Below are 19,200 nucleotides of genomic sequence, written 5' to 3'. Positions count from 1 at the left end.
CTCGCCGAGCACGGCAGCCTCGCCACGGCCCGCAAGCTCCTACACGCGCCGGCGGTGTCCGACGGCTTCGCCGCCCTCTGGGAGCGCGGGCGCCTCGACCTGACCGTAGAGGCGCTGGTCGTCCAGCCGCGCTTCGCGGACCTCTTCACCCCGGCCGAGATCGAGATCGCCCACCACCGCCTCGGCCAGTTCGGCTACCACTGAACGCCCGGAACGGCGCCTTCGGCGGCCCCTGCCGCCGAAGGCGCCGGTAGTGGGGGTTCATGGTTTCCCCAGCCTCGCTACTGGAGGTCGCACCGATCGGCAGCGATATGGCAGGAGCGGCTGAACCCCACCAGGCAGCGTGCGGCAAGCTGAACCCGCACGATCTATGGCCAACCGGTACCCGTCGGTTCTGGAGGGATCTCGTTCTCCGTAGGCTCCGGGGGAGGGGGGCTCTCGATCGGTTCGGGTGGCGGCTCCATCTCGGGAGGGTCGGCGGGGAGCGAGGTCAAGCGCACGCGATGCACGCCCAAAGGGAGCCCGCAAGCATGGGCCTGCGGTCACTCCCCGGCTGCTTCGAGGAAGATCTGCGCCAGTTCTCGCGGCTGGGAGAACATCGGCCAGTGGCCGGTGTTCATCTCGACCAGCTGCCAGTGCTTGCTGGTCAGCAGCTTGGCCACGTCGTCGCTGGGCTGGGCTCCGGCGAGCAGGCATTGGATGTACGTCGCCGGGAGTTCGTCAAGTGGCCGTGCCAGCACGGCGGGCTCGGTCAGCGTGGCGCCCGGGTGCGGCGTCGAGCCACCCAAGATCCGTGCGATCTGCTCATCGGTGAGGCCCTGGCCGTCGTAGTGGGCTGCGGGCACGAGCGGCCAAAATCCTCCGTTCTCGGCGATCGATGCCTTCACCATCGCCCCACCGTCCGGCCAGGCGGAGACGAACGCCTCGCCATCGGCCGGAACGCTGGAATCGACGAAGACCACGTGGGCCAGCCGGTCACCGATCCGCTCCGCAGCCTGACCGACCGGGATGCCTGAGTAGCTGTGACCCACCAGGACAACGTCGCGCAGATCCTGGCCTTCGACCTCGTCAACTATGTCCTGGACGTGGGTCTGCTGCCCAGCCTGCATACCTCGCTTGTCGGCAAGACCGGACAGCGTCAACGGGTGAGCGCCCTGGCCAGCTGCGCGCAGATAGGGCACCACCTCGTCCCACGCCCACGCCCCGAGCCGCGCGCCTGCAACCAGTACGAAATTCGCCATGGCTGCACCGTAACGGAGCAGCCTGACAACCGCCCGCCCTGAAGACACTTTCGATACGCGCCCTAGGGGCGAGGCCGGTCCAGGTCGAACGCCACGTCGGCCAGGCGGATTGTGCGCACCCTCGGGTCCTTGAGCAGCTCCCGCAGCTCGCGGACCGAGCTGAGCTGGTCCACATAGCCGTAGGCAAGCCCGGCCTCGGCCGCCTTGCGAAGCCGGTTCAGGGACAGGTCGAAGGAGCGCAGGTTGGCGTTGTCGTGGTCACGGAGCAGGCCGGCCCAGTTGCGGAACTGCGGCAGGCTGCCACCGCACATGTCATCGGTCATGTCGCCGCCCTTGCCGTGGTCCAGCGCGTCGGTCCAGTAGTCGAAGCCCCAGGTGATCGGGAGGGAGCCGGGTCTGCGCTCGTACACGACCCGTTCGGCGCAGGAGCGGTACTGCTTTACGAACGCCTTCAGGTCGGCCTCGCCGAGCGGCTGTTCGAACTCCACCACCGCCAGCGCGCTGAGGTCGGCGGGCAGTCGGGCGAGCACCGCGCGCACCTCGTCCTTGGCCGTCAGCGTGGTGCCGACGTTGAACAGGGACTGGGAAAGCCTGGTGTTGGCGGTGTGGCCCAGCGGCAGGCGTCGCACGCGGCCGAAGAAGTCCTGACTGATCGTGTACGACTCGCTCCCGGCCGGCCAGGCTCCGGCAGGCCCCATGGGACGCGCGACCACCTCGAACGACATCGATACGGGTGTGGTCTGGCAGCAGGAGTCGATCGTCGCCATATAGGCCGGGTTGTAGATCTTGAAGGCGGTGCCGAGCACGGCCTGCATGCGGCGTTCCCGGTCGCCGCGGGTCTGCACCAGGGACGAGCCCTCGGTCGCGGCCACCGCGAGCAGCGCCAGCACGGCCAGGACGATGGCGACCGTCCTGAACAGCCCCCGCCGGACCGCACGCCGGGTGCGCTTGGGGTCGAAGTCCGGCAGGTCTGGCATCTCAGGCATGTTCATTGGTTCTCCCCGTAAAGGTCGGCGAAGGCGGCCCTCGCCCGCCACACCGCGGTTTTGATCGAGTTGTGCGACCTGCCGGTCATCGCGGCCACCTCCACCATCGAGAAGCCCTCGAAGTAGACCAGCGTGAGTAGCCGGCACTGCTGCTCGGGCAGCCGCTCCAGCGCGTCGCGCACGTCCAGCGATTCCACGTGAAGCGGCGGCACGCCCAGCTCGTCGGGGTTCGGGAGGGCCAGCTCGCGGTGGCTCCTGCGTACGTGATCCACCAGGGCGTTACGCGCGATCGTGAGCAGCCACGCCGCCGCGTTCTCCCCCCGCCAGCCGAGCAGTGCCCTGGTCGCCTTGATGAACGTCTCCTGCGCCAGGTCCTCGGCGAGATGCGGATCACGGGTCCTGCGCAGGAGGAACCCGCACACGAGCGGCCAGTGCTCGCGGTACAGCTCCTCGATGATGTCGCCCCCCGAACGGTTTCGATTGTCACGTCACATGCAGACGCCACCGCGGCGGGAATGGTCACACGGCTTGCCGGTTAATGTGCCGGAAGCATGACATCGCAGCCGAGTTAGGGCCGGGCCACGCTCAATCCTGCCGGGCGATGCCGTCGTAGAAGGGACGCAGCCCCGGCAGCGGTATGGCATCCGAACGACAGGGCCAGTAAGGCGAACTGCTCACGGCGATCTGCCACATTCCAAAAGGTGCCGGACATGTACCAGGTGTCCGGCACCTTTCGGCAAGGAGACTCTGTGACACACCGAGATCGCTTCGAAGCGGTCTATGACGCGTACTACCCGGCGATACACCAGTACGCCGCCCGCCGCACCGGTTCGCCCGACGACACGGCCGACGTCATCTCCGAGACGTTCCTCACCGCCTGGCGGCGCATCGACGATGTGCCCGAGGGTGAGGAGGCGCTGCTGTGGCTGTACGGGGTGGCCCGCCGCGTGCTGGCCAACCAGCAGCGCGGTGATTTCCGCAGGGCCGTGCTCGCTGAACGGCTGCGTGCGGAGTTGGCAGCCGACCGGCCGGTCAGACCGGTCGATCTGGACCATGTTCGCGCTGCCTTCGACGAGTTGCCCGAGCGTGACCGCGAGGTCTTGGCGCTGGCCTGCTGGGAGGGCCTGACCAGCCAGCGGATCGCCAAAGTTGTGGGATGTACGGCTATTGCCGCCCGGACCCGGCTGCATCGGGCGCGCAAGCGGATGGCGGCGGCGCTGGAGCGGCAGGCGTCCTTGACAATCGCGATGGGGGAAGCATGAGTGACATCGACAACCTGGTCAGGGCCATCGACCCGGCACCACACGCGCCGGATCAGGGGCCCGGCGCGCGCGAACTGCGTGAGGCGATCATGGCGACCCAGACACAGACACGCCTGCACCGGACGGCCCGGCGGCGCCTGCCGTGGCGGACCGGTGCTCTCGGGCTCGCCGCGGCCGCGGCCGCGACGGCGATCTTCCTTGGCCAGGTCGCCCCCACTGCAGTGCCCTCTCCCACGGCCACGCCCGGCGGCACCTCCTTGTCGGGCGCCTCGATCCTGCTGGCCGCCGCCGCCAAGGCCGAAGCCTCCCCCGAAGGGGCCTACTGGCACCTCAAGGAGCTGTACGCAGGGTCGCGGCCTGGGCCGTACGGCAAGAACGGCGACACCTACTACCTGGAAACCTCCAACCTCTCGGAGACGTGGGTGGCCAAGGACGGCCGAACCTGGATCGGCCACAGGCAACTGGCCACACGCCCCCTGGACCTGGAGGCATGGCGCCGGGACGGCTCGCCGGCCGAATGGCCGATGGGGCCGGACGGCGGCGTCTACTCCACCTCCCCCGGCGAGAGCACGTTCTTCCAGAACAAGAGGAAGCAGAGACTCTATTGGAGTGCCATGCCCATGACCTTGAAGGAGATCGAGGCGCTGCCCGTCGACCCTGAAGCGCTGAAGAAGCGGGCTCTTGAGGCGATCCGCAGAGACAACGCCGTCGATCCGGTGGAGGAGAGCCTGCCGCGCACTCTGGCCTCGCTCCTGTATGAACTGCCCGCCTCCCCACAGGTGCGCAGCGCCGCCTACCGGGCGCTGGCGACGTTGCCCGCGGTACGGGTGGAAGGCCCGATCACCGACCCGCGGGGGCGGCCGGGCATCGCCGTGACCTTCCTGCTCCAGGGAGACGGAACCCCCCGGAGCAGGCTGATCATCGACCCCGACACCTCCAAGGTGCTGGCCGTTGATTCGCCGGATGGGGACGGCGGGGTCAACATGGTGCTGGAGTCCGGCTGGACCGACACCAAGCCATCCCCACCCTCGACCGAGTGACGGCCACCGGGCCGGCCAGCGTGCGCGATCACCCGACCGGTCGGCCCGGATACATCCACCCTCAGTGAGGGGGCGTAGGCGGTTAAGCGGCGGTGAGGTCGAGCCGGGCATCCATGTCCAACCGGAACCGGCCGTAGGCCCTCCACTCGGGTCGACGCCACCAGAGGCAAAGTAGCTGTGAGTGATCGGCTACATCATCTGGCATGGAGTCTGGACCGCATCGTGGCTGTTCATCGGCCCCGCGAGAAAACCGGTATCCCGGGCGACTGCGGAGCGCTATGGCTTCGAGCCCTGATCAAGGATGCTGCCGGGAGGCTGTGACCTGGTCTTTCTCTGAGTGTCGACAGGTACGAAGGGGCAATTAAAACGCGATGGCCGGGTGCCCGTCATGCGGCGGGAAGCCCGGCCTCACTTCGCGGTTCGTACCCGACCGCGCATCACTCATCGTAGCTGGGTCGTCGCTCCTGTCGATCGCTATCGGATACCGCGCCAGTCGGCGGCCACGCGGCAGAAGCGATTCAACCTCGCCGAGGGCGCGGACGTTCTACGCGGTCCCTACGGCTTCAGCGGTCTCGTTCCGGTAGCCGTAACCACAGATCCGGCGGACCGACGACGGCTCGCGCGTCGGGCGGTCGCAGTCCCGCCGCGGCGCAGCAATAGGCCTCGGCCTGGCCCTGGTAGAGGTACTCGGCGAGAATCTCGTCGGCCGTCAGGTGGCCCCCGGCGTCGCCGCCGCCGGGATGCGTGTCCGAGTCCTCAAGGACGCCGTCGCGGCTCACGGCCCCTTGGCAGCCGCTCTTGGGGTTGGCGAACATGCTGTGGCAGACCGTTCCCACGGACAGCGGCAGGGTCACTTCGGGGGTGGAGGGGACGTATCCCCATGGCTGGGTGACGACGCATCCGCCGGGAACGTCGGTGACCCCGACGATCCCCAGGTTGCCGTCGGGGTCGGACCACGGATCATCCAGGGCCGCCTCGATGTCGGCGTCATCGGCCGGGCGGGCCTCCAACCGCCGCGCGGCCTCGGCTGCGCTGATGTTCGCCACGCACGCCACGCTCAAGCCTTCTTCGTCGAATTCCCCCAGCGTGGCGATCAGGCGTCGTGCCTCCGCGACCGTCGCGGCCTCGGCGGGGGACAGGCCGGGGTGCCCCGCAGGGACCGGGAACAGGTCGGGCGCCGGACCGGCGAGGGCGAGCCGTCCAGGAGACCATCCGGCCATCATGGGCCGCCACGGGTCCGCTCCGGCGGCGACCAGGACGCGGGCGCTGTCCAGGCGGTGGGCGAAGACGGCCACCCACAGGGCGGTCCGGTCGTCGTACTCGGCGTCGACGTCGTCGACGCGGCGGGCCAGTTCGGTCACCGACTCAGGGGTTCCCCATTCGGCCGCGAGGTGCAACGGCTTTCCGTCGTAGCCGCCGAAGGAGTAGACGCCCGAGTTCGGGTCGGCGCCCGCTTCCAGCCTGGCGCGGATCGCCTCGGGATCAGCCCAGCCACGCCCGCTGATGCCATACCATCCCGTCGGCCCGGAATCGGTCATAACGCTCCTCGGATCGGTGTTCAGTGGTCCAGCCAGAACTGGAGCTTGAGCAGAGTTAAGCTGATGATATTTGGCGTGAACTCTTCGTGGCTGAGAGCCTTGCGGTGGATTCTGACCTGCCAGGTGCTGTTCTCTTTACCGAGGTTGAATTCTGCGCCGTAGGATACACACCCGGACCATTGGTTAACGGATTGAATCCTTCCGGTGGTCAGGTGCACGCTTCCGGTCCAGGTCCTGTCCCAGGTGTCGAGAACAGGTGGCGGCCCGTCCCAGAGTTCGTATTTGATCATACATTTTTCGCTGCTGATCTCGTCGATTACGATCCCGTCGTCGCCGGCGCCGATCCAGCCTTCCGCATCGGTGGGGATCTCATCAAGAACCCAGTCCTTCCCGACGCGTGCGACGCCGCACAGATACTTTTTTATCTCACGCTGATCGAGGAGTTCGGTGATGATGTTTGCCATGATCTTCCTGACACTTCTGCGGTCGGGGTGAGAGTGAGAGGCGGGGCCTGCCCGGGTGCCGGCCGATGACCGCTCAGACCCTTTGGTGAGGCTACTGGATATCGACCCAGAAAGGATCGTTGTTCTGGTGCCACGCATTCAGTGCGATTCCATACATCTGATTCTCGTTTGTTATTATCGGCGAAACTGAGAAGTTGTGCGGAGGAGTGGCGCGTGCCGCACCTTGCAGGGTCGATTTGATCGAGCCGGGCCGCTCGCGGTGATGGGGCGCCCAGGCAGCCGACGCCGTACCCGATGCCCCGGCCGAGGCCGATCAGATGTGCACTCTGGGTGGGATCGCCGTGGCCGCTGTTTTGGACCGGTTGCCGAAGCGTCGCCCTACTCGCAGGGGTCGGCAGCCGTGCCGTCGGGGAGCTGGGACAGTTCCTCGGCTGCGAACCGGCGCCCGCTCGACACCGCACACAGGCGGCGGGCCCACTCATCGGGATCCGTGCTCAGCACGCGCGTCGTGCCCGTCCGGTAGAGCAGGCTGCGGCCCCCCGCGAACATCGTCAGATGACCGAGCGCGTCGTTGAGCCTGAACGTGACGAAGTCGCTGCTGTAGTCCAGATCCGCGTGCGCCTGGCGCAGCCGGAACAGGTCGAAGGCGTCGGCCCGGGTGTAGGTGCTGGTCAGCCGCCCGATCGCCGGGTCGCCTCCGGAAGGGAGGTTCCAGAGCGTGAAGGCGTTGCGGTCGTCCGCGTTGTGCACGATCAGCCTGGCCAGGTCGCCGCTCACGGCCACCGGGGTGCTCGGGCCCCTGCCGGGCAGCAGGTAGTCGCGGGTGACCCTGCCGAGCGTCAAGTCGTAGCGCTGCACCCGCCGCGCGGCGCGCGTCACGAGCAGCGCGGCCGTGCCGTCGTAGCCGGGCAGCAGGCTCATGGTGTCCGGGTCACCGTCGGCGGAGAGCTGAGCCATCTGGCCGCTGAGGTCCAGCGGGGGGCCCACCAGACGCAGCGGCACGCTCTCCCATCGGCTCACCAGCCCGCCGGCGAAGGTCACGACGCGGCCACCGGGGTTGGCGTGCAGGCTGAAAGGCGTACTCCCCTGGTGGGGCGTGGCCGGGGCGGGTAGCGTCGCCGAGCCGATCGGCCGCAGGTCCGGTACGGACAACAGGACGAGCTCGCGCGTGTCGGCCCGCGCCAGCGCGACCTCCTGGCGGCCGGGCAGCGACACGACGCGGACGGTGTTCTCATCCAGCGGCGACCGCTCACCCGCGGTCTCCCGCAGGCGCGCGGGCCTCTCGCTCCGCAGCAGCCCGCTCTCCGCGTTCCACACCCGCAGCCGGTCGTCGTCGTCCACGGTGACCACGTACTTGTCGCCGACCACCGCCGTCGCGAGCACCTGGTGCGGGTTGGTGACGAGCCGGTGGCCCGCCGTCACCTCGAACACCCCGCCGCGGCCCGTGTCCCAGATGCTCCACCTGCCGTCGGTGCCGGTCGCCACGGGGGATACCGACGCTCCCGCGGGTCCCCCGACGATCTCGCGGGCGGTGAGGTCGACCAGGGCATGCCGCAGGAGCAACAGCCTGCCTCCGTGGCTGAGCCTGCCGGGGTCGGGGTGGTCCGCGCAGCCGACGTGCGGGAGGCGGCTCCTGTCCAGGACCTTGCCCGTACGCACGCCGTAGGTGGTCACCTGTGTACCGTCGGCGCTGTCCCTGCAGGTCACCAGCGTCCGGCCGTCGTGCGCGAGCGCGGTGCCGCCCTTCCGCGCGGCGGGCAGCGTGTAGCCACGCCTGAACCGGTCCTCCCCCTCTGAGACCAGCAGCCAGTTGTCCACGCCGCTTTCCAAGGAACCGGCGTAGGCCGACACGACGTCGTCCTCGCTCATCTCGACGGTTTTCAACTCCCGGCCGCCGAGGTCAGGCAGCCGGATGGCACGGCGGCGTTCCCCGTCCCAGACGACGACCGCGTTCCCCGCCCGGTCGTGGACCAGCAGCCGCCTGCCGGTGGCGTCGAACCCCAGCAGCACCCGGTGCTCCGAAGCGATGCCCGGCGTCTCCGCCCGATCGACCAGGCGAGCCGCCCGGGGGTCCCACAGTTCGATCGCGCCGCCCGAGGTGGCAATAGCCAGCCGGTCTCCCTGAACGTTCAGGACACTGCCGGTCACCCTCGCAGCGAAGGGGAGTTGGCGGCCGGTGACGTCCCCACGGCCCGGCTGCCAGACCCGTACGCCGTGCGACTCCTCCTGGACGACCACCGAGCCGTCCTCGCTCGCCATCACGTGCTCGGACGTGGCTCCCGAACCCGGCAGCAGCAGCTCGGCGTCCGCGTAGTCGGCGTACTTGCCGAACAGAGCGCGCAGGACGCTCGGCTCCTCGGGGTCGCTGCGGTAGGCGGCCAGCGCATGCAGCACCGCCACATCACGCGCGGTGTAGGCGCTCTCCGCCCGGGTGGCCAGCGTCTGAGCGGCCAGGGTGCGGAGCTGGGTCCTGCTCAGGACGTAGGCGTAGGTCGCGACGGCCAGGAGCGCCAGAACGGCGGCCAGCAACGCCCTGAGACGGAGCACCGACCTTCGGCGACGGCGTTCGGCGTACCCTTCCTCCTCCTTCCCCGCGGCGATGAACTCCCTGTCCGCCGCCGACAGGTCGCTGCCGCGGTGGTCGGCCCACCTCAGCGCCTCCGCCAGCCGGGGGCCGCGCAGGAGCTCGGCGGGGTCTTGACGGTCGTGCCAGCGTTCGGCGGCCTGGCGAAGTTCGTGGTGCCAGGTGCGGAACTCCCCGTCCCGGTAGACCCACGTACGTAGCCGCTCCCAGTTTTCGATCAGCGACTCGTGGGTCAGGCGCAGCGTCTGCACGCCCGGTGGGCCTTCCGCGATGACGAGCAGTCGGCTGTCGGCCAGTTCCCGGCCCAGCCGCCAGGTCTCCTCGTCGGTGGAGGACCTGCGTAACAGCGCACCGGTCGGGGGCTGGCCCGGCGCCTGCCGTACGAGCTGGAGCAGGAGGTTCTGGGCGCGTTCGTGATCGTCCGGCGCCAGGCGTTCGTTCCACACCTTCTCCGCGTAGCCCGCCAGCGCGCCGTGCACTCCGCCGATCTCGTCATAGGTGGCCTGGGTGAGCAGGCCGCCACGCCGCCGCTCCCACAGCATCGTCAGCGCGAACTGCACCAGCGGCATGCGTCCCGGCTGGTCGCCCACGTCCTTGAGGATGTCCCGGACCAGGCCGGGTTCGAACTGCACGCCCGTACGCTCCAGCGGCCCCTCGATCGCGTGGTGCAGCCGCTTCCCGCTCAACGGGCCCACGGGATACAGCGCGCCATGGAGCAGCTCGACGAACTCCGAGTTCGCCAACGGGTACGTCATGAAGTCCGCCCGCAGGACCAGCAGCACGTGCGTGGCAGCTCCGGGAGTGCGCAGCAGTGGCAGGAGCGCGTTGACGAACTCCTCGGCGGCCGCCGGGTCGCTGTAGATCTCCTCGAACTGGTCGATCAGCAGCACCAGCCGTTCCCTGCCCGCTCGTGCGCGCACCCGGCCTACGGCCTCCACCAGCCCGCCGTTTCGCAGCGCCGGCTCCAGCACGGCGACCTCCGCCAGTCTGGCGGACTCCGACAGCTCCGGCTCCAGCTCGGTCAGCAGCGCCACGGCGAGGGCGGTCAGCGGTGTGGCGCCCTGTGCGGGACGTACTGGCAGGGCCAGGACGCCGGTGTCACGGCGCAGGATCGGTAGTACCCCCGCCTGCAGCAGCGAGGACTTGCCGCAGCCGGAAGGGCCGAACACCGCGGTGAGCCCCGCCCCCAGCGCCTTGGCGGCCAGCGCCTTGGCTTCCTCCTCCCTGCCGAAGAACAGCTCCGCGTCGCTCTCCCCGAAAACGTCCAGCCCCCGGTACGGCGAGGCGGCCAGGGATCGGTCCACCAGCTCGGGCCACACCCGGATGATCAACTCGGCCGGGATGACGAAGGCGGTACGGTGCTCCACACGCGGGTCGTGGGCCACGACGATCCCGATCATCGCTCCGTGGTGGGTGTCCCACACGGCCGCGCCGCCGAACCCCGGCGCGATGACGCGGCCGCCCGAACGCGTGTTCTCGACCTGTAACCACCCCTGACCGGTGACACCGAGAATGCGGCCTGATGCCCACGTCCCCATGTCGTAGTCGTCGGGAAAACCAAAGACGTTGAACTCGTGGCCCCACAAGTCGTGCGCGACCAGCAGCAGCGTCGGCTGCGCGGCCGCGGGCGGCGGCTCGGCCAGACGGAGCCCGGCCACGTCGTGCTCATAGGACCAGGAGACGACCTTCGCCCCGATGGGCGCGTGCTCGACGCCGAGCAGTGGGAAGTCCACGAGAACCGGCTCGTCGGGAGGGGACTCCTCGTCTCTGCCCAGCGCGTCGTTGACCACGTGGGCGCAGGTCACCACGTCCAGCGGCCCCACCAGGCAACCACCGCCCATGGCCGCGGCCACACCCCGTTCCGGGAGGCCGGCGTGACCGCTGATGCGGGCCACCGACAGACGTGACTGCGCGGCCCACACCAGGTGGGCCGGCTGGGGCTTGGACGGGTAATGATGATGCTGGTGGTACTGGTATTCGGCACCGACTATTTTGCTGCCGATGAAAGTGTTGTCCCGGAACTCGATGTGGTCGCCTTCAGCGTCCGTCATCGTCCATCCACGTCCGGTGGAGAAGGGTCGGCAGCGCTGACCGACTTACCGACGACCTTTCCATTGGTGAAGGTGTTGCCATGGAACTCGATGTGATCACCGCTGTACGTACGCGTCTGCCCGCCACCCGAGGCGGGCTGCGGCCCCACCGCCCCGGCGGCAGGCATCGAGGATGTCGACGGCGGCGGACAGGCCCGGTTCTCCGGCAGACCGGGCCCGGCGGTGTTGGCGCGCGCATGTTCAGCGCGCAACTGCACCAGCAGCGCCGCCACCGCGACCACCAGTCCGGCCGCGCCGATGAACATGCTGAACACGCTGGCCCGTTGATCGAGCACCTGCAGCAGCCCCGCCGGCACGTGCAGGGGATCGGCGAAGAAACCGACCAGCCCCGCCGCCAGCAAGACCGTCGTCAGCACGATCGCGACGATCACCACTATCCGCCACATCCGCGCACGCCGCGGCTGAGCAGAATTTTCTGCCGCCTTAGACATGCCTCCAGCATGCATCGGCACTTCCGCCGGCGGATCCATAGTGACGAACGCGTGATCTACGACTTCACCGGCGATCGCGTCCCGGATCGCCCGCGATCATATTCACCTGGTCGCCACCCTCGCGTGCCAGGACGGCCGACGCCCGAACCCACACGTCAAAAGGAAGAAGAAGAAGGCGATATGTCGGTGCTAGCCTTCCGGGGTCGGCCGCGGGACTTCGGTGCGACTTCCGGGACCCGCCTTTGAAGCGATGATTCGCAGCTCGTGCCCCCATTCCCCGGCCGACCTCGTACATCACCCCGGGAGGCAGCGATCGAGACCAGTGCGGATCTGATCGCCGCCGAGGACGTCCTGCTGTTCGTGAACGCGGCGATCACCGCCACCGGCCAGCGTGAGTTCCACTCCGGCGCGGAGGAGCAGAGACTCTCGCTGGACTTCCTGCACGACTACCTGATGGGCAACTACCGCGACCTGTACGCGGCCACCCTCGCCCTGGACGTCAACGACCACAACGCCGTACTGATCGCCAGAAACCTGCTGGTCACGGCGGGGGAGGCGGACCCGGAGCAGCGTCGGGCCGAGGGGCGCCTGATCGCCCGGCGGCTGGCCCTGCTGCCGCCGCCCCGGGTGTACGGGCTCTTCCGCGAGCTGCGCCGCGCCAGGGTCAACAACCGGCGGACCAGGGCGATCATGCGGGACTGGCTGGCCGCCCGTCCCGACCTCGCGTTCGACGCGGTGAAGTACCGCGGCGCCGTCAAGGACGCCGTCCGCCATGCTCACCTGAGCCCGGCCGGGGAGCTGGGGTCGTTCCTGTTCACCCCGCACCGACCGGCCGCCTACACCACACCGATCCTGGAGACCTGGCGGCGGGCCCACTACGAGCAGGCCGCGCTGTACGAGCTGCCCTACACGGTGGCGGAGGGGTTCGCGGCGAAGCACCGCATCGCCCGCGCCACCTTCCTGGAGCGCATCGCACCCCGGCTCACCCGGCTGGAGCGGTTGCGCCTGCAGGAGTCGGCGCGCGGTCTGAAGGTCGACGCGGTGCGGGCCGACCTCACCACGATGCCGCTGACCCGGCTGGCGTCGTACGTACTCGCCCTCTCGCCAGGCGATCGCGTGCGCCGTCGCGCCGAGCTGACGACGGCACTGCGCGCGGCCGCCCACCGGACCGCGGGCGATCAGGCTGGGCGCTGGGGCGCGGTGGTCGCCGTCCTCGACGACAGCTTCTCCGCGTACGGTTCGGGGCACAAGCGCCGCCGGCCGCTCGCCGTCGCGCTCGCCTGCCATTTCCTGCTGGAGACGCTGGCCGCCGAGTACACGCCGCTGTGGCTGTCGGGCCGTACGGACGCGCTGCTCGTCCATCCTTACGGGGCTACACCGCTCGGCGAGCGCATCCTGGACGGCTTCGAACACGGGCCCGGGCGCCTGGTCATCGTCTCCGACGGATGGGACAACTCACCGCCGGGGCTCGCGGGAGAGGTGCTGCGGATCTGGCGCACCCGGCTCGACCTGGACCACAGCTGCGCCGTCGTGCACCTCAACCCGGTTTACGACGCCGCCGACTTCGACGTACGGCGGCTGGCGCCCACCGTCCCGACCGCCGGGATCCGTGACGCCGAGAACCTGGTCGCCCTGGTGGAGCTGGCCCGGTTCGCGGAGGGGCGCACCGGGATCTTCGAGCTCCGTGCCCACCTGGCGCGCCGCGTCGAGGGGTTCCTGCGGGAGGACGCATGACAGATCTCACCCTCACCGGGCTCGCCACCCGCCCCGCGCAGGCCTGGGGTGGGGTACGGCTCGTCCCGCTGGTCCGTGAGGAGCCGATCGAGGACCTGCGGCTCGACGCCCGCCTCTACGACGCGGAGTTCGGCATCGTCGAGGTGGACTCGCGGACCGAGTACTTCTCCTACATTCCGCACGGGTTCGTGGCGAGCTGGACGCGCGACGGCACCCCCGCCGCGGCGTACGGAACCCAGCTCCGGGGGCCGAAAGAGCGTGACCGCACGCCCAGCCGGATGCCGCTGCGGTTCCACCGCCGGATGGCTCGCCGAGCCGACCGGAACCGGTTGCGCTTCCTGCCGCTGCACCTGGCGCTGGAGGGTTATCTGGCGTTGCACTTCGGTGGTCCGGAGATCGTGTGGGAGGAATGGTCGCATCGCGCGATCAGCCACGGGCTTTCGCCTCGCGTCGAGGAGGCGTACACGGGCGCCGAGGTCAGTGGTCTGCAGGACGCCCTGCGCGTCTTCGAGATCCACCCCGGCCAGTGCGGCGTCCTCGTCTACGTCGCGGACGCGCTCGCCGCCGCGTTCGTGGTGCCGCATCCCGATGACTACCGTGCCCTGTACGCGACCCTTGTGCACGATCTGTACGGCGAGCTGATCTATCACTACGCGATGCTCAGCGGGCCGGTGCCCGACTTCCGGGCCCGCATCGTGGACGCGACGGTGCACTCGCTCGCCGACCTGCGCGTGCGGGCCCGTCGGCAGCAGGACGAGTGGGCGGCCTTCCACGACCGGGTCATGGCGGGCGGGCTGCTGGACGCGGACTACACCTACCAGCGCGTCTACGAGCTGGGCGGGTATCGGCTGTCCCGCTTCCTGCCGCCTTTCGAACGTCGGCGTGAGAACCACATCGGCGAGCTCATCACCGACGGCGCCGGCCGGCTCGCGTACCTCAAAACGTTCCGTCTGTCGGAGAACCAGATCCGCCGCGGTCATCTGCTGACCCGGCTCGCCGCGGCCGACTGGAACCTGGCCGACACCGCCGTCATGCTCGGCGTGACCGAGCCGCAACTCGGCCTGCGCATCGAGGCCGCGGGCTTCGGACACCTCCTCCGCCAGGACGTCCTCGACCACTACCGGGCTCAGGTCCGCCGCGCCGGTCGGTGACCGCCCAGGATCAGCACAGGCGTGCCGAAGACGCGGTTCGTCAGGGGCGGCGCCGGCGCAGGTCAGTACCGCGCGGTGGAGGGCGGAACCTTGGCCGGGGCGGAGCGGAGTTCCTCTTCGAGGGCGTCGACGAGCGCCCTGGCCGCCTGGCGTAGTCGTACGCGGCGGGCGGTAAGGTCTTCGGTGAACGTCCGGGCCTTCGGCCCCACCCAGGTCGGCTGGCCGGTGAGCCGGCCGTGGGCCGGGTCGAGGGCGGCCTCCAGGATGGCGACCCGTGCCCTGACCTCCGTCAACGTCTGTTCCAGCAGTTGGCGCCGCGGATTGGGCACCAGGTCCTCCGGGCGAGAATTCATTTATTCCTCTTCGGATGCGGATACATCGGACGGACTATTGGACATTATTGGACCTGTGGCATCTCGGCCAGCGCTGGAGGAATGCATGGCACGTTTTGTACGGTGTGGCGTTCTGATGTGTGCGGTGGCGTTGCTGGCGGTGTCCGGATGTGGGGAGAGCGGTCCTACGGCGGCGGAGGCGGGGGAGACCCTCAAATCGCATATCACCGAGTTGATGAAGGAGAGCCACGTTCTTGATGTCCGTATCACGGATTCTGGTGGACGCGATATTCCATGCGGAGAAGGAAAGGCCAAACGGACCTTCGCGGCTACGGCGAGGGATGCCGCGTCGCAACGTGATCCAGGCGGGCTCAATACCTACATGCTCGGTGTGCTCTCCTCGGTTGCCCCTTACCGGATTGCCGAAGAGCAGGGAAACGCTCCTATTCGGCTTGCCAATGACACATACAAGACGATGATCATCTTGGAGTCGCCGGGTAACGGGCAATACGGAGTGCGGGGCGAGACCGAGTGTCTTCCGACTTCGTGAGCTAGCTATCGTAGGCCAACCCGCGCTCTCTGCTCAGTTTGTTGCCACCTTCGAACCGACTCGCCATCTTTTGGGATAGATCGCCCATTGATAGCTCGTCTTCGCTACCCATCCCGTTGGCCGCTGCCCATCGTTCGAAGGACTCCAACCCCTTGTTCCCCTGCTTGATCAGCTCGGCGAACGGTCTGAGGTTGCCCTTGGCGTCGGTGATGGACACGCCGGGTGGGCAGGTGGCTTGGAACTCGGCGGCAGTCACCTTCGGGGTGAAGCCGTTGGCCATCAGCAGCTGCGCGTAGGTGTGCTGGCGGCTGAGGGTCGCGGCCCTGTCGTCCTTGTCTGCCTTGTCCATCCGGGTCTCGTCCTCCTTGCCGAAGGCGCCCTCGGCGGAGAGGGAGGTGCTTAGCGCCAGCCAGCCGAACCCCCACACCAGGTTCGGTGCGTAGAGCGTGCTCGCCAGCCCGATGGCCGCGTCGCGAAGGAAGTTCGTCACAGCTTTTTGCTGTTTGTCGATCATGTCCAGGTCGCCCTGGACCTTCTCGATCGCGGCCAGCTCGAAGCCGCGTACGTTGCCCAGGGCGGTGAACGCCTTGTCCAGGTGTTCGACGTCCCCGGTGCGCCGGGCCGTCGCCGAGGCGTCGGCGATGAGCTGCTGGGAGAAGCGGCCCATGCCCTGGTCGAACGGGGCGAGGTTCTTGGCGGAGTCGGCGAAGGTCTTCAGGAAGTTGTAGGTGTCCTTCGGGCTCAGGGTGAACGCCGCCGTCGTGCCGAAGGCCGAGGTGAAGGGCTTGAGCGTGCTCGCCTCGGTCATGTTGGCATCGCCGATGTTCGCCCCCTCGGTGATCTCGGCGGCGTAGGCGCCGGCCAGCGTCGACATGAAGATCTTGACTCCCGGCGCGACCTCCATCGGGGTGGCCGGGGTGTCCTCGGTGCCGTCGGTGTCCTTGAGGTCGCCCATGATGGTCATGACGTTGAAGGCGAACTTCGCGGCCTCGGGGCTGTGCGGGCCCTTCTCGTAGGCGCCGCCTCCGGCGGCGAGCATCCGGCCGAACTCCACGCTGATGTCGAAGTCCATGCCCGCAGGCCGCTGAAAGGCGTGTTCGGGGCTTTCCATCCAGTTGAGCTCGGTGAACAGATCTCTGAGGTCCTCGCGCGACATGGCGTTGAACAGGCCCCTGGCCACCTCGGGGTTGTTCGCCAGGGCGGGCAGCAGTGGGACGAGGTCGGTCTTCCACCGCCGGGGGCGGGTGCCGTCGCCGTCGCCGACCGGCTTTCCCACCCTGCCCCGCGCTATCTCGGTGAGCCACGCGGCGGGGAACATGCCGTACCGGAGCAGGGATGCCAGCTCGCCGTCCGGCGCCTTCTTGAGGTTGCCCGCCTCCCACTCCGAGCCGAGCAGGGCTGGCTGCGCGCCGACCGCGGTGGCCAGGGCGTCGCCGATGACCTTCCGGTGCTTGTCGGCTGCCTTCTTGTCGTACCTGTCCAGACGTTGGAGCATGCCGAGCATGCCCTGTGGGCCGATGACCCGGAAGAATCCGGCGGTCAGATAGGCGTCCTGCTGCCCGTCGGCGAGTTTGTCGAGGATCCGGTCGTAGGCGGCATCGGGCAGGCCGAGGGTGGACGGGGGAAGTCGCGAGAGCTGAAAGGCGAGTTCGGTGCCTTTCTTGGCACTGCCCGCCGGGGACTTTCCGGTCTTCTCGTCATAGGGCAGCAGCCCCCACTGGAACGGGTTCTGGAACAGGCCACCGGTCCAGGCCGAAGACTGCTTCGGCAGGCCGACCTCCCCTCCCAGCATGGGCAGATCCTGGTTTATCGTCTGCAGGCGTTTGCGCAGCCCCAGGAGTTCATCGCTGACCCAGCCGTCGATCTCCCTGATCGGCAGCAGTCCCACCGCCGGCACCTCGGCCGTCGCGAGGAGTTGCCGGATCCGCTCGGTCTGCTCGCCGATCACGTCGCGGCCGCGTTCCAGCGCGGCGATGAAGCCCTGCATCAGCTCGGGGTCGATTCCGGCGAAGTCCGGTGACAAAGGCCCCGTTCCCGATGACATCGCCTCCACCATTCCCTTCACCCTGTTTTCAGTTATTTCACTCTAACTCAATAAGAAGCATATTAAAGGATGGATAATACGATTCAATCAAGCATTATGGGACGATTCTCGGCCTTACGCGAGACGCCACCCTTGGTTGCCGCTCTCGGGGCTGGGGTAAACCTGATCCGCTGAAGAGCACCCCTCACCTGGTCGGCTCGGAGTTACATCACGCGTCGGGGAGCGACGACGGCCCTCGGAGGATCTCCGAGGGGGTGAGGTGCAGGGGAGAGGCGTCCGCCGGTCAAGGAGGGCTCGCCTCGCCGGAAGTGGACGGCGCCGCGGTGCCGGTCCACGTCGCGCGGTGCGGTGGCGCCGCACCGCGCGATGGTGAAGACCTCGGGACCCGATCAGTCCTGTGGGCCGAAGACCTGCTGGATGGTGCCCGCGCCGTCGCCGATGATCTTCCAGAAGCGCCGGGAGAGCTCGACGGCCTCCTCCTTCGAGCCCACCTCGATGAGCGCGAAGCTGACGATGGCCTCCTTGGCCTCGGTGAACGGCCCGTCGGTGACGGTCATCTCGCCGCCGGAGGCCGAGACGCGGAGGCCGGCCGGGTCCAGGCCACCGGTCGCCAGCAGCACCCCCGCCCGGGTCATCTCCTCGACGAACGCGGCCATCTCCGCGTGGACCGCCTCGCTCGGGGGTGCCGCGTCGCCGCCCTTGGTGGTCATCAGGAACTGCATCGTCATATCTCCTTCGGGTTATCAGAGAACCGATCCTCGCCGGTCTCCGGCTACGCGTCGATTCGGACCGGCGGAAATCGACATGCCTCGCCTGACCTGGGCCGCGGCCTGATGTGACAGGGAATGCGATGTGACAGGGAATGCGGATGAGGTGACGTGTTCGCAGTTCAGCAGTGTGACGGTGGGGCGGTGTCGATTCCCGCCCTCCTCGTTCGACGCGTCAGCGAGGCCGGGTGAGACCGGCGGACCGAGTACGGCGACGGAGCCCCGTCGCAGCAGAGAGGAAGCAATCATGACCGCCGTCCAGTCCGGCACCGTCACCCCCGTCACCCCCGCGACGCGCACCCTGCTCGCCTGCTCCGTCGCCGCCGCGGCCCTCTTCACGGTCGTGTCGCTGGCCCAGGCCTTCACCCGCGAGGGCTTCGACCTGATGCGTCACCCCCTGAGCATGCTGAGCACCGGCGACCTGGGCTGGCTGCAGATCGCCAACTTCCTGGTCAGCGGCGCTCTGACGATCGCCGGCGCGATCGGCCTGCGCCGCGTGCTGCACGGCACGCCCGGCGGCACCTGGGCGCCCAGGCTGATCCTGGTCAACGGCATCGCGACGGCCGCCGCCGGGGTGTTCGTCATGGACCCGGGTGACGGCTTCCCGGCCGGCACCCCGCTGGGCCAGACGGGTACGTTGAGCGGGAGCGCCCTCATGCACCTGGTCGCCGGATCCATCGCGTTCACCGCGCTCATCGCCGCCTGCTTCGTGCTGGGCCGCCACTTCTCCCGCGCCGGCCGCCCCGGCTTCGCCGCCGCCTCGCGGCTCAGCGGTCTGGTCTTCGCCCTCGGCGACATCTGGGCGATGTCGGGCGGGCAGGCAGGATCGCTGACCCTGGCCATCGGTGCGATCACCGCGATGGTGTGGGCCGCTGTGGTGGCGGCGGACCAGCGCGCCGCGCTCCGGTAGGGACGCTCCACGGGCCGTGGGGGGGGGGGCCCCGCCGGGGGGCGGGCCCGGCGGG

The 19,200-nt window shown here is 68.9% G+C and carries 17 protein-coding genes; 7 read left to right on the top strand and 10 right to left on the bottom strand.

Features of this window, described 5'->3' with window-relative positions:
* Nucleotides 1–204, top strand: a 204-nt coding sequence (locus tag ABT130_RS42530; protein ID WP_350965487.1) for a hypothetical protein, incomplete at its 5' end; no start/stop codon positions are given.
* A gap of 338 nt (nt 205–542) precedes the next feature.
* On the opposite strand, the gene ABT130_RS42525 is transcribed toward ABT130_RS42530, so the two are convergent.
* From ABT130_RS42525 to ABT130_RS42515, 3 genes are all read right to left on the bottom strand, one after another.
* Nucleotides 543–1,241: an alpha/beta fold hydrolase gene (locus ABT130_RS42525; RefSeq protein WP_350912499.1), complete on the bottom strand. Its 699-nt coding sequence runs from the start codon at nt 1,239–1,241 to the stop codon at nt 543–545.
* 62 nt (nt 1,242–1,303) lie between these two features.
* Entirely contained in the window at nt 1,304–2,227 is a 924-nt protein-coding gene (locus ABT130_RS42520; RefSeq protein WP_350965485.1) for a hypothetical protein, read from the bottom strand.
* A gap of 2 nt (nt 2,228–2,229) precedes the next feature.
* A complete protein-coding gene (locus ABT130_RS42515; protein WP_350965489.1) occupies nt 2,230–2,673 on the bottom strand; it encodes an RNA polymerase sigma factor in 444 nt (147 codons plus the stop codon).
* Nucleotides 2,674–2,976: 303 nt separating this feature from the next.
* Here ABT130_RS42515 and ABT130_RS42510 point away from each other — a divergent pair, with 303 nt between their 5' ends.
* On the top strand, nt 2,977–3,489 hold the full coding sequence (locus ABT130_RS42510) for an RNA polymerase sigma factor (RefSeq protein WP_350965483.1): 513 nt from the start codon (nt 2,977–2,979) through the stop codon (nt 3,487–3,489).
* Nucleotides 3,486–4,529 (top strand): CU044_5270 family protein, encoded by a 1,044-nt coding sequence (locus ABT130_RS42505; RefSeq protein WP_350965481.1) that lies wholly within the window; start codon nt 3,486–3,488, stop codon nt 4,527–4,529. The genes ABT130_RS42510 and ABT130_RS42505 overlap by 4 nt, the downstream gene beginning before the upstream one ends.
* A gap of 563 nt (nt 4,530–5,092) precedes the next feature.
* Here ABT130_RS42505 and ABT130_RS42500 read toward each other — a convergent pair.
* From ABT130_RS42500 to ABT130_RS42485, 4 genes are all read right to left on the bottom strand, one after another.
* Entirely contained in the window at nt 5,093–6,067 is a 975-nt protein-coding gene (locus ABT130_RS42500) for an ankyrin repeat domain-containing protein (RefSeq protein WP_350965479.1), read from the bottom strand.
* 20 nt (nt 6,068–6,087) lie between these two features.
* Nucleotides 6,088–6,531, bottom strand: coding sequence for a hypothetical protein (locus ABT130_RS42495; RefSeq protein ID WP_350965477.1), 444 nt, complete (start codon nt 6,529–6,531; stop codon nt 6,088–6,090).
* Nucleotides 6,532–6,909: 378 nt separating this feature from the next.
* Complete coding sequence (locus ABT130_RS42490) at nt 6,910–11,166, bottom strand: nSTAND1 domain-containing NTPase (RefSeq protein ID WP_350965475.1); 4,257 nt, start codon at nt 11,164–11,166, stop codon at nt 6,910–6,912.
* On the bottom strand, nt 11,163–11,597 hold the full coding sequence (locus ABT130_RS42485) for a hypothetical protein (RefSeq protein WP_350965473.1): 435 nt from the start codon (nt 11,595–11,597) through the stop codon (nt 11,163–11,165). The genes ABT130_RS42490 and ABT130_RS42485 overlap by 4 nt, the downstream gene beginning before the upstream one ends.
* Nucleotides 11,598–11,921: 324 nt before the next feature.
* Here ABT130_RS42485 and ABT130_RS42480 point away from each other — a divergent pair, with 324 nt between their 5' ends.
* Nucleotides 11,922–13,391, top strand: a complete 1,470-nt coding sequence (locus ABT130_RS42480; protein ID WP_350965471.1) for a hypothetical protein — start codon at nt 11,922–11,924, stop codon at nt 13,389–13,391.
* A complete protein-coding gene (locus ABT130_RS42475; RefSeq protein WP_350965469.1) occupies nt 13,388–14,542 on the top strand; it encodes an ARPP-2 domain-containing protein in 1,155 nt (384 codons plus the stop codon). The genes ABT130_RS42480 and ABT130_RS42475 overlap by 4 nt, the downstream gene beginning before the upstream one ends.
* Nucleotides 14,543–14,604: 62 nt before the next feature.
* Here ABT130_RS42475 and ABT130_RS42470 read toward each other — a convergent pair whose 3' ends face one another.
* Nucleotides 14,605–14,895 carry a hypothetical protein gene (locus tag ABT130_RS42470; RefSeq protein WP_350965467.1) on the bottom strand — a complete coding sequence of 97 codons (291 nt, stop codon included), beginning with the start codon at nt 14,893–14,895 and terminating at the stop codon, nt 14,605–14,607.
* An 85-nt stretch (nt 14,896–14,980) separates the two neighbouring features.
* Here ABT130_RS42470 and ABT130_RS42465 point away from each other — a divergent pair, with 85 nt between their 5' ends.
* Nucleotides 14,981–15,424 (top strand): hypothetical protein, encoded by a 444-nt coding sequence (locus ABT130_RS42465; protein ID WP_350965465.1) that lies wholly within the window; start codon nt 14,981–14,983, stop codon nt 15,422–15,424.
* 1 nt (nt 15,425) lies between these two features.
* Here the strand turns inward: ABT130_RS42465 and ABT130_RS42460 are convergent, their stop codons facing one another.
* Entirely contained in the window at nt 15,426–17,468 is a 2,043-nt protein-coding gene (locus ABT130_RS42460; protein WP_350965463.1) for a hypothetical protein, read from the bottom strand.
* A 389-nt stretch (nt 17,469–17,857) separates the two neighbouring features.
* The gene (locus ABT130_RS42455) at nt 17,858–18,190 is read right to left on the bottom strand and encodes a YciI family protein (protein ID WP_350965461.1); all 333 of its coding nucleotides are present in this window, start codon (nt 18,188–18,190) and stop codon (nt 17,858–17,860) included.
* A gap of 292 nt (nt 18,191–18,482) precedes the next feature.
* Between ABT130_RS42455 and ABT130_RS42450 the strand changes: the two genes are divergently transcribed.
* On the top strand, nt 18,483–19,145 hold the full coding sequence (locus tag ABT130_RS42450) for a DUF998 domain-containing protein (RefSeq protein ID WP_350965459.1): 663 nt from the start codon (nt 18,483–18,485) through the stop codon (nt 19,143–19,145).
* The last annotated feature ends 55 nt before the right edge of the window (nt 19,146–19,200 follow it).

Source organism: Streptosporangium sp. NPDC001681 (assembly GCF_040298085.1).
Classification (GTDB): domain Bacteria; phylum Actinomycetota; class Actinomycetes; order Streptosporangiales; family Streptosporangiaceae; genus Streptosporangium.
This window is presented reverse-complemented; position numbering and strand designations above follow the sequence as displayed.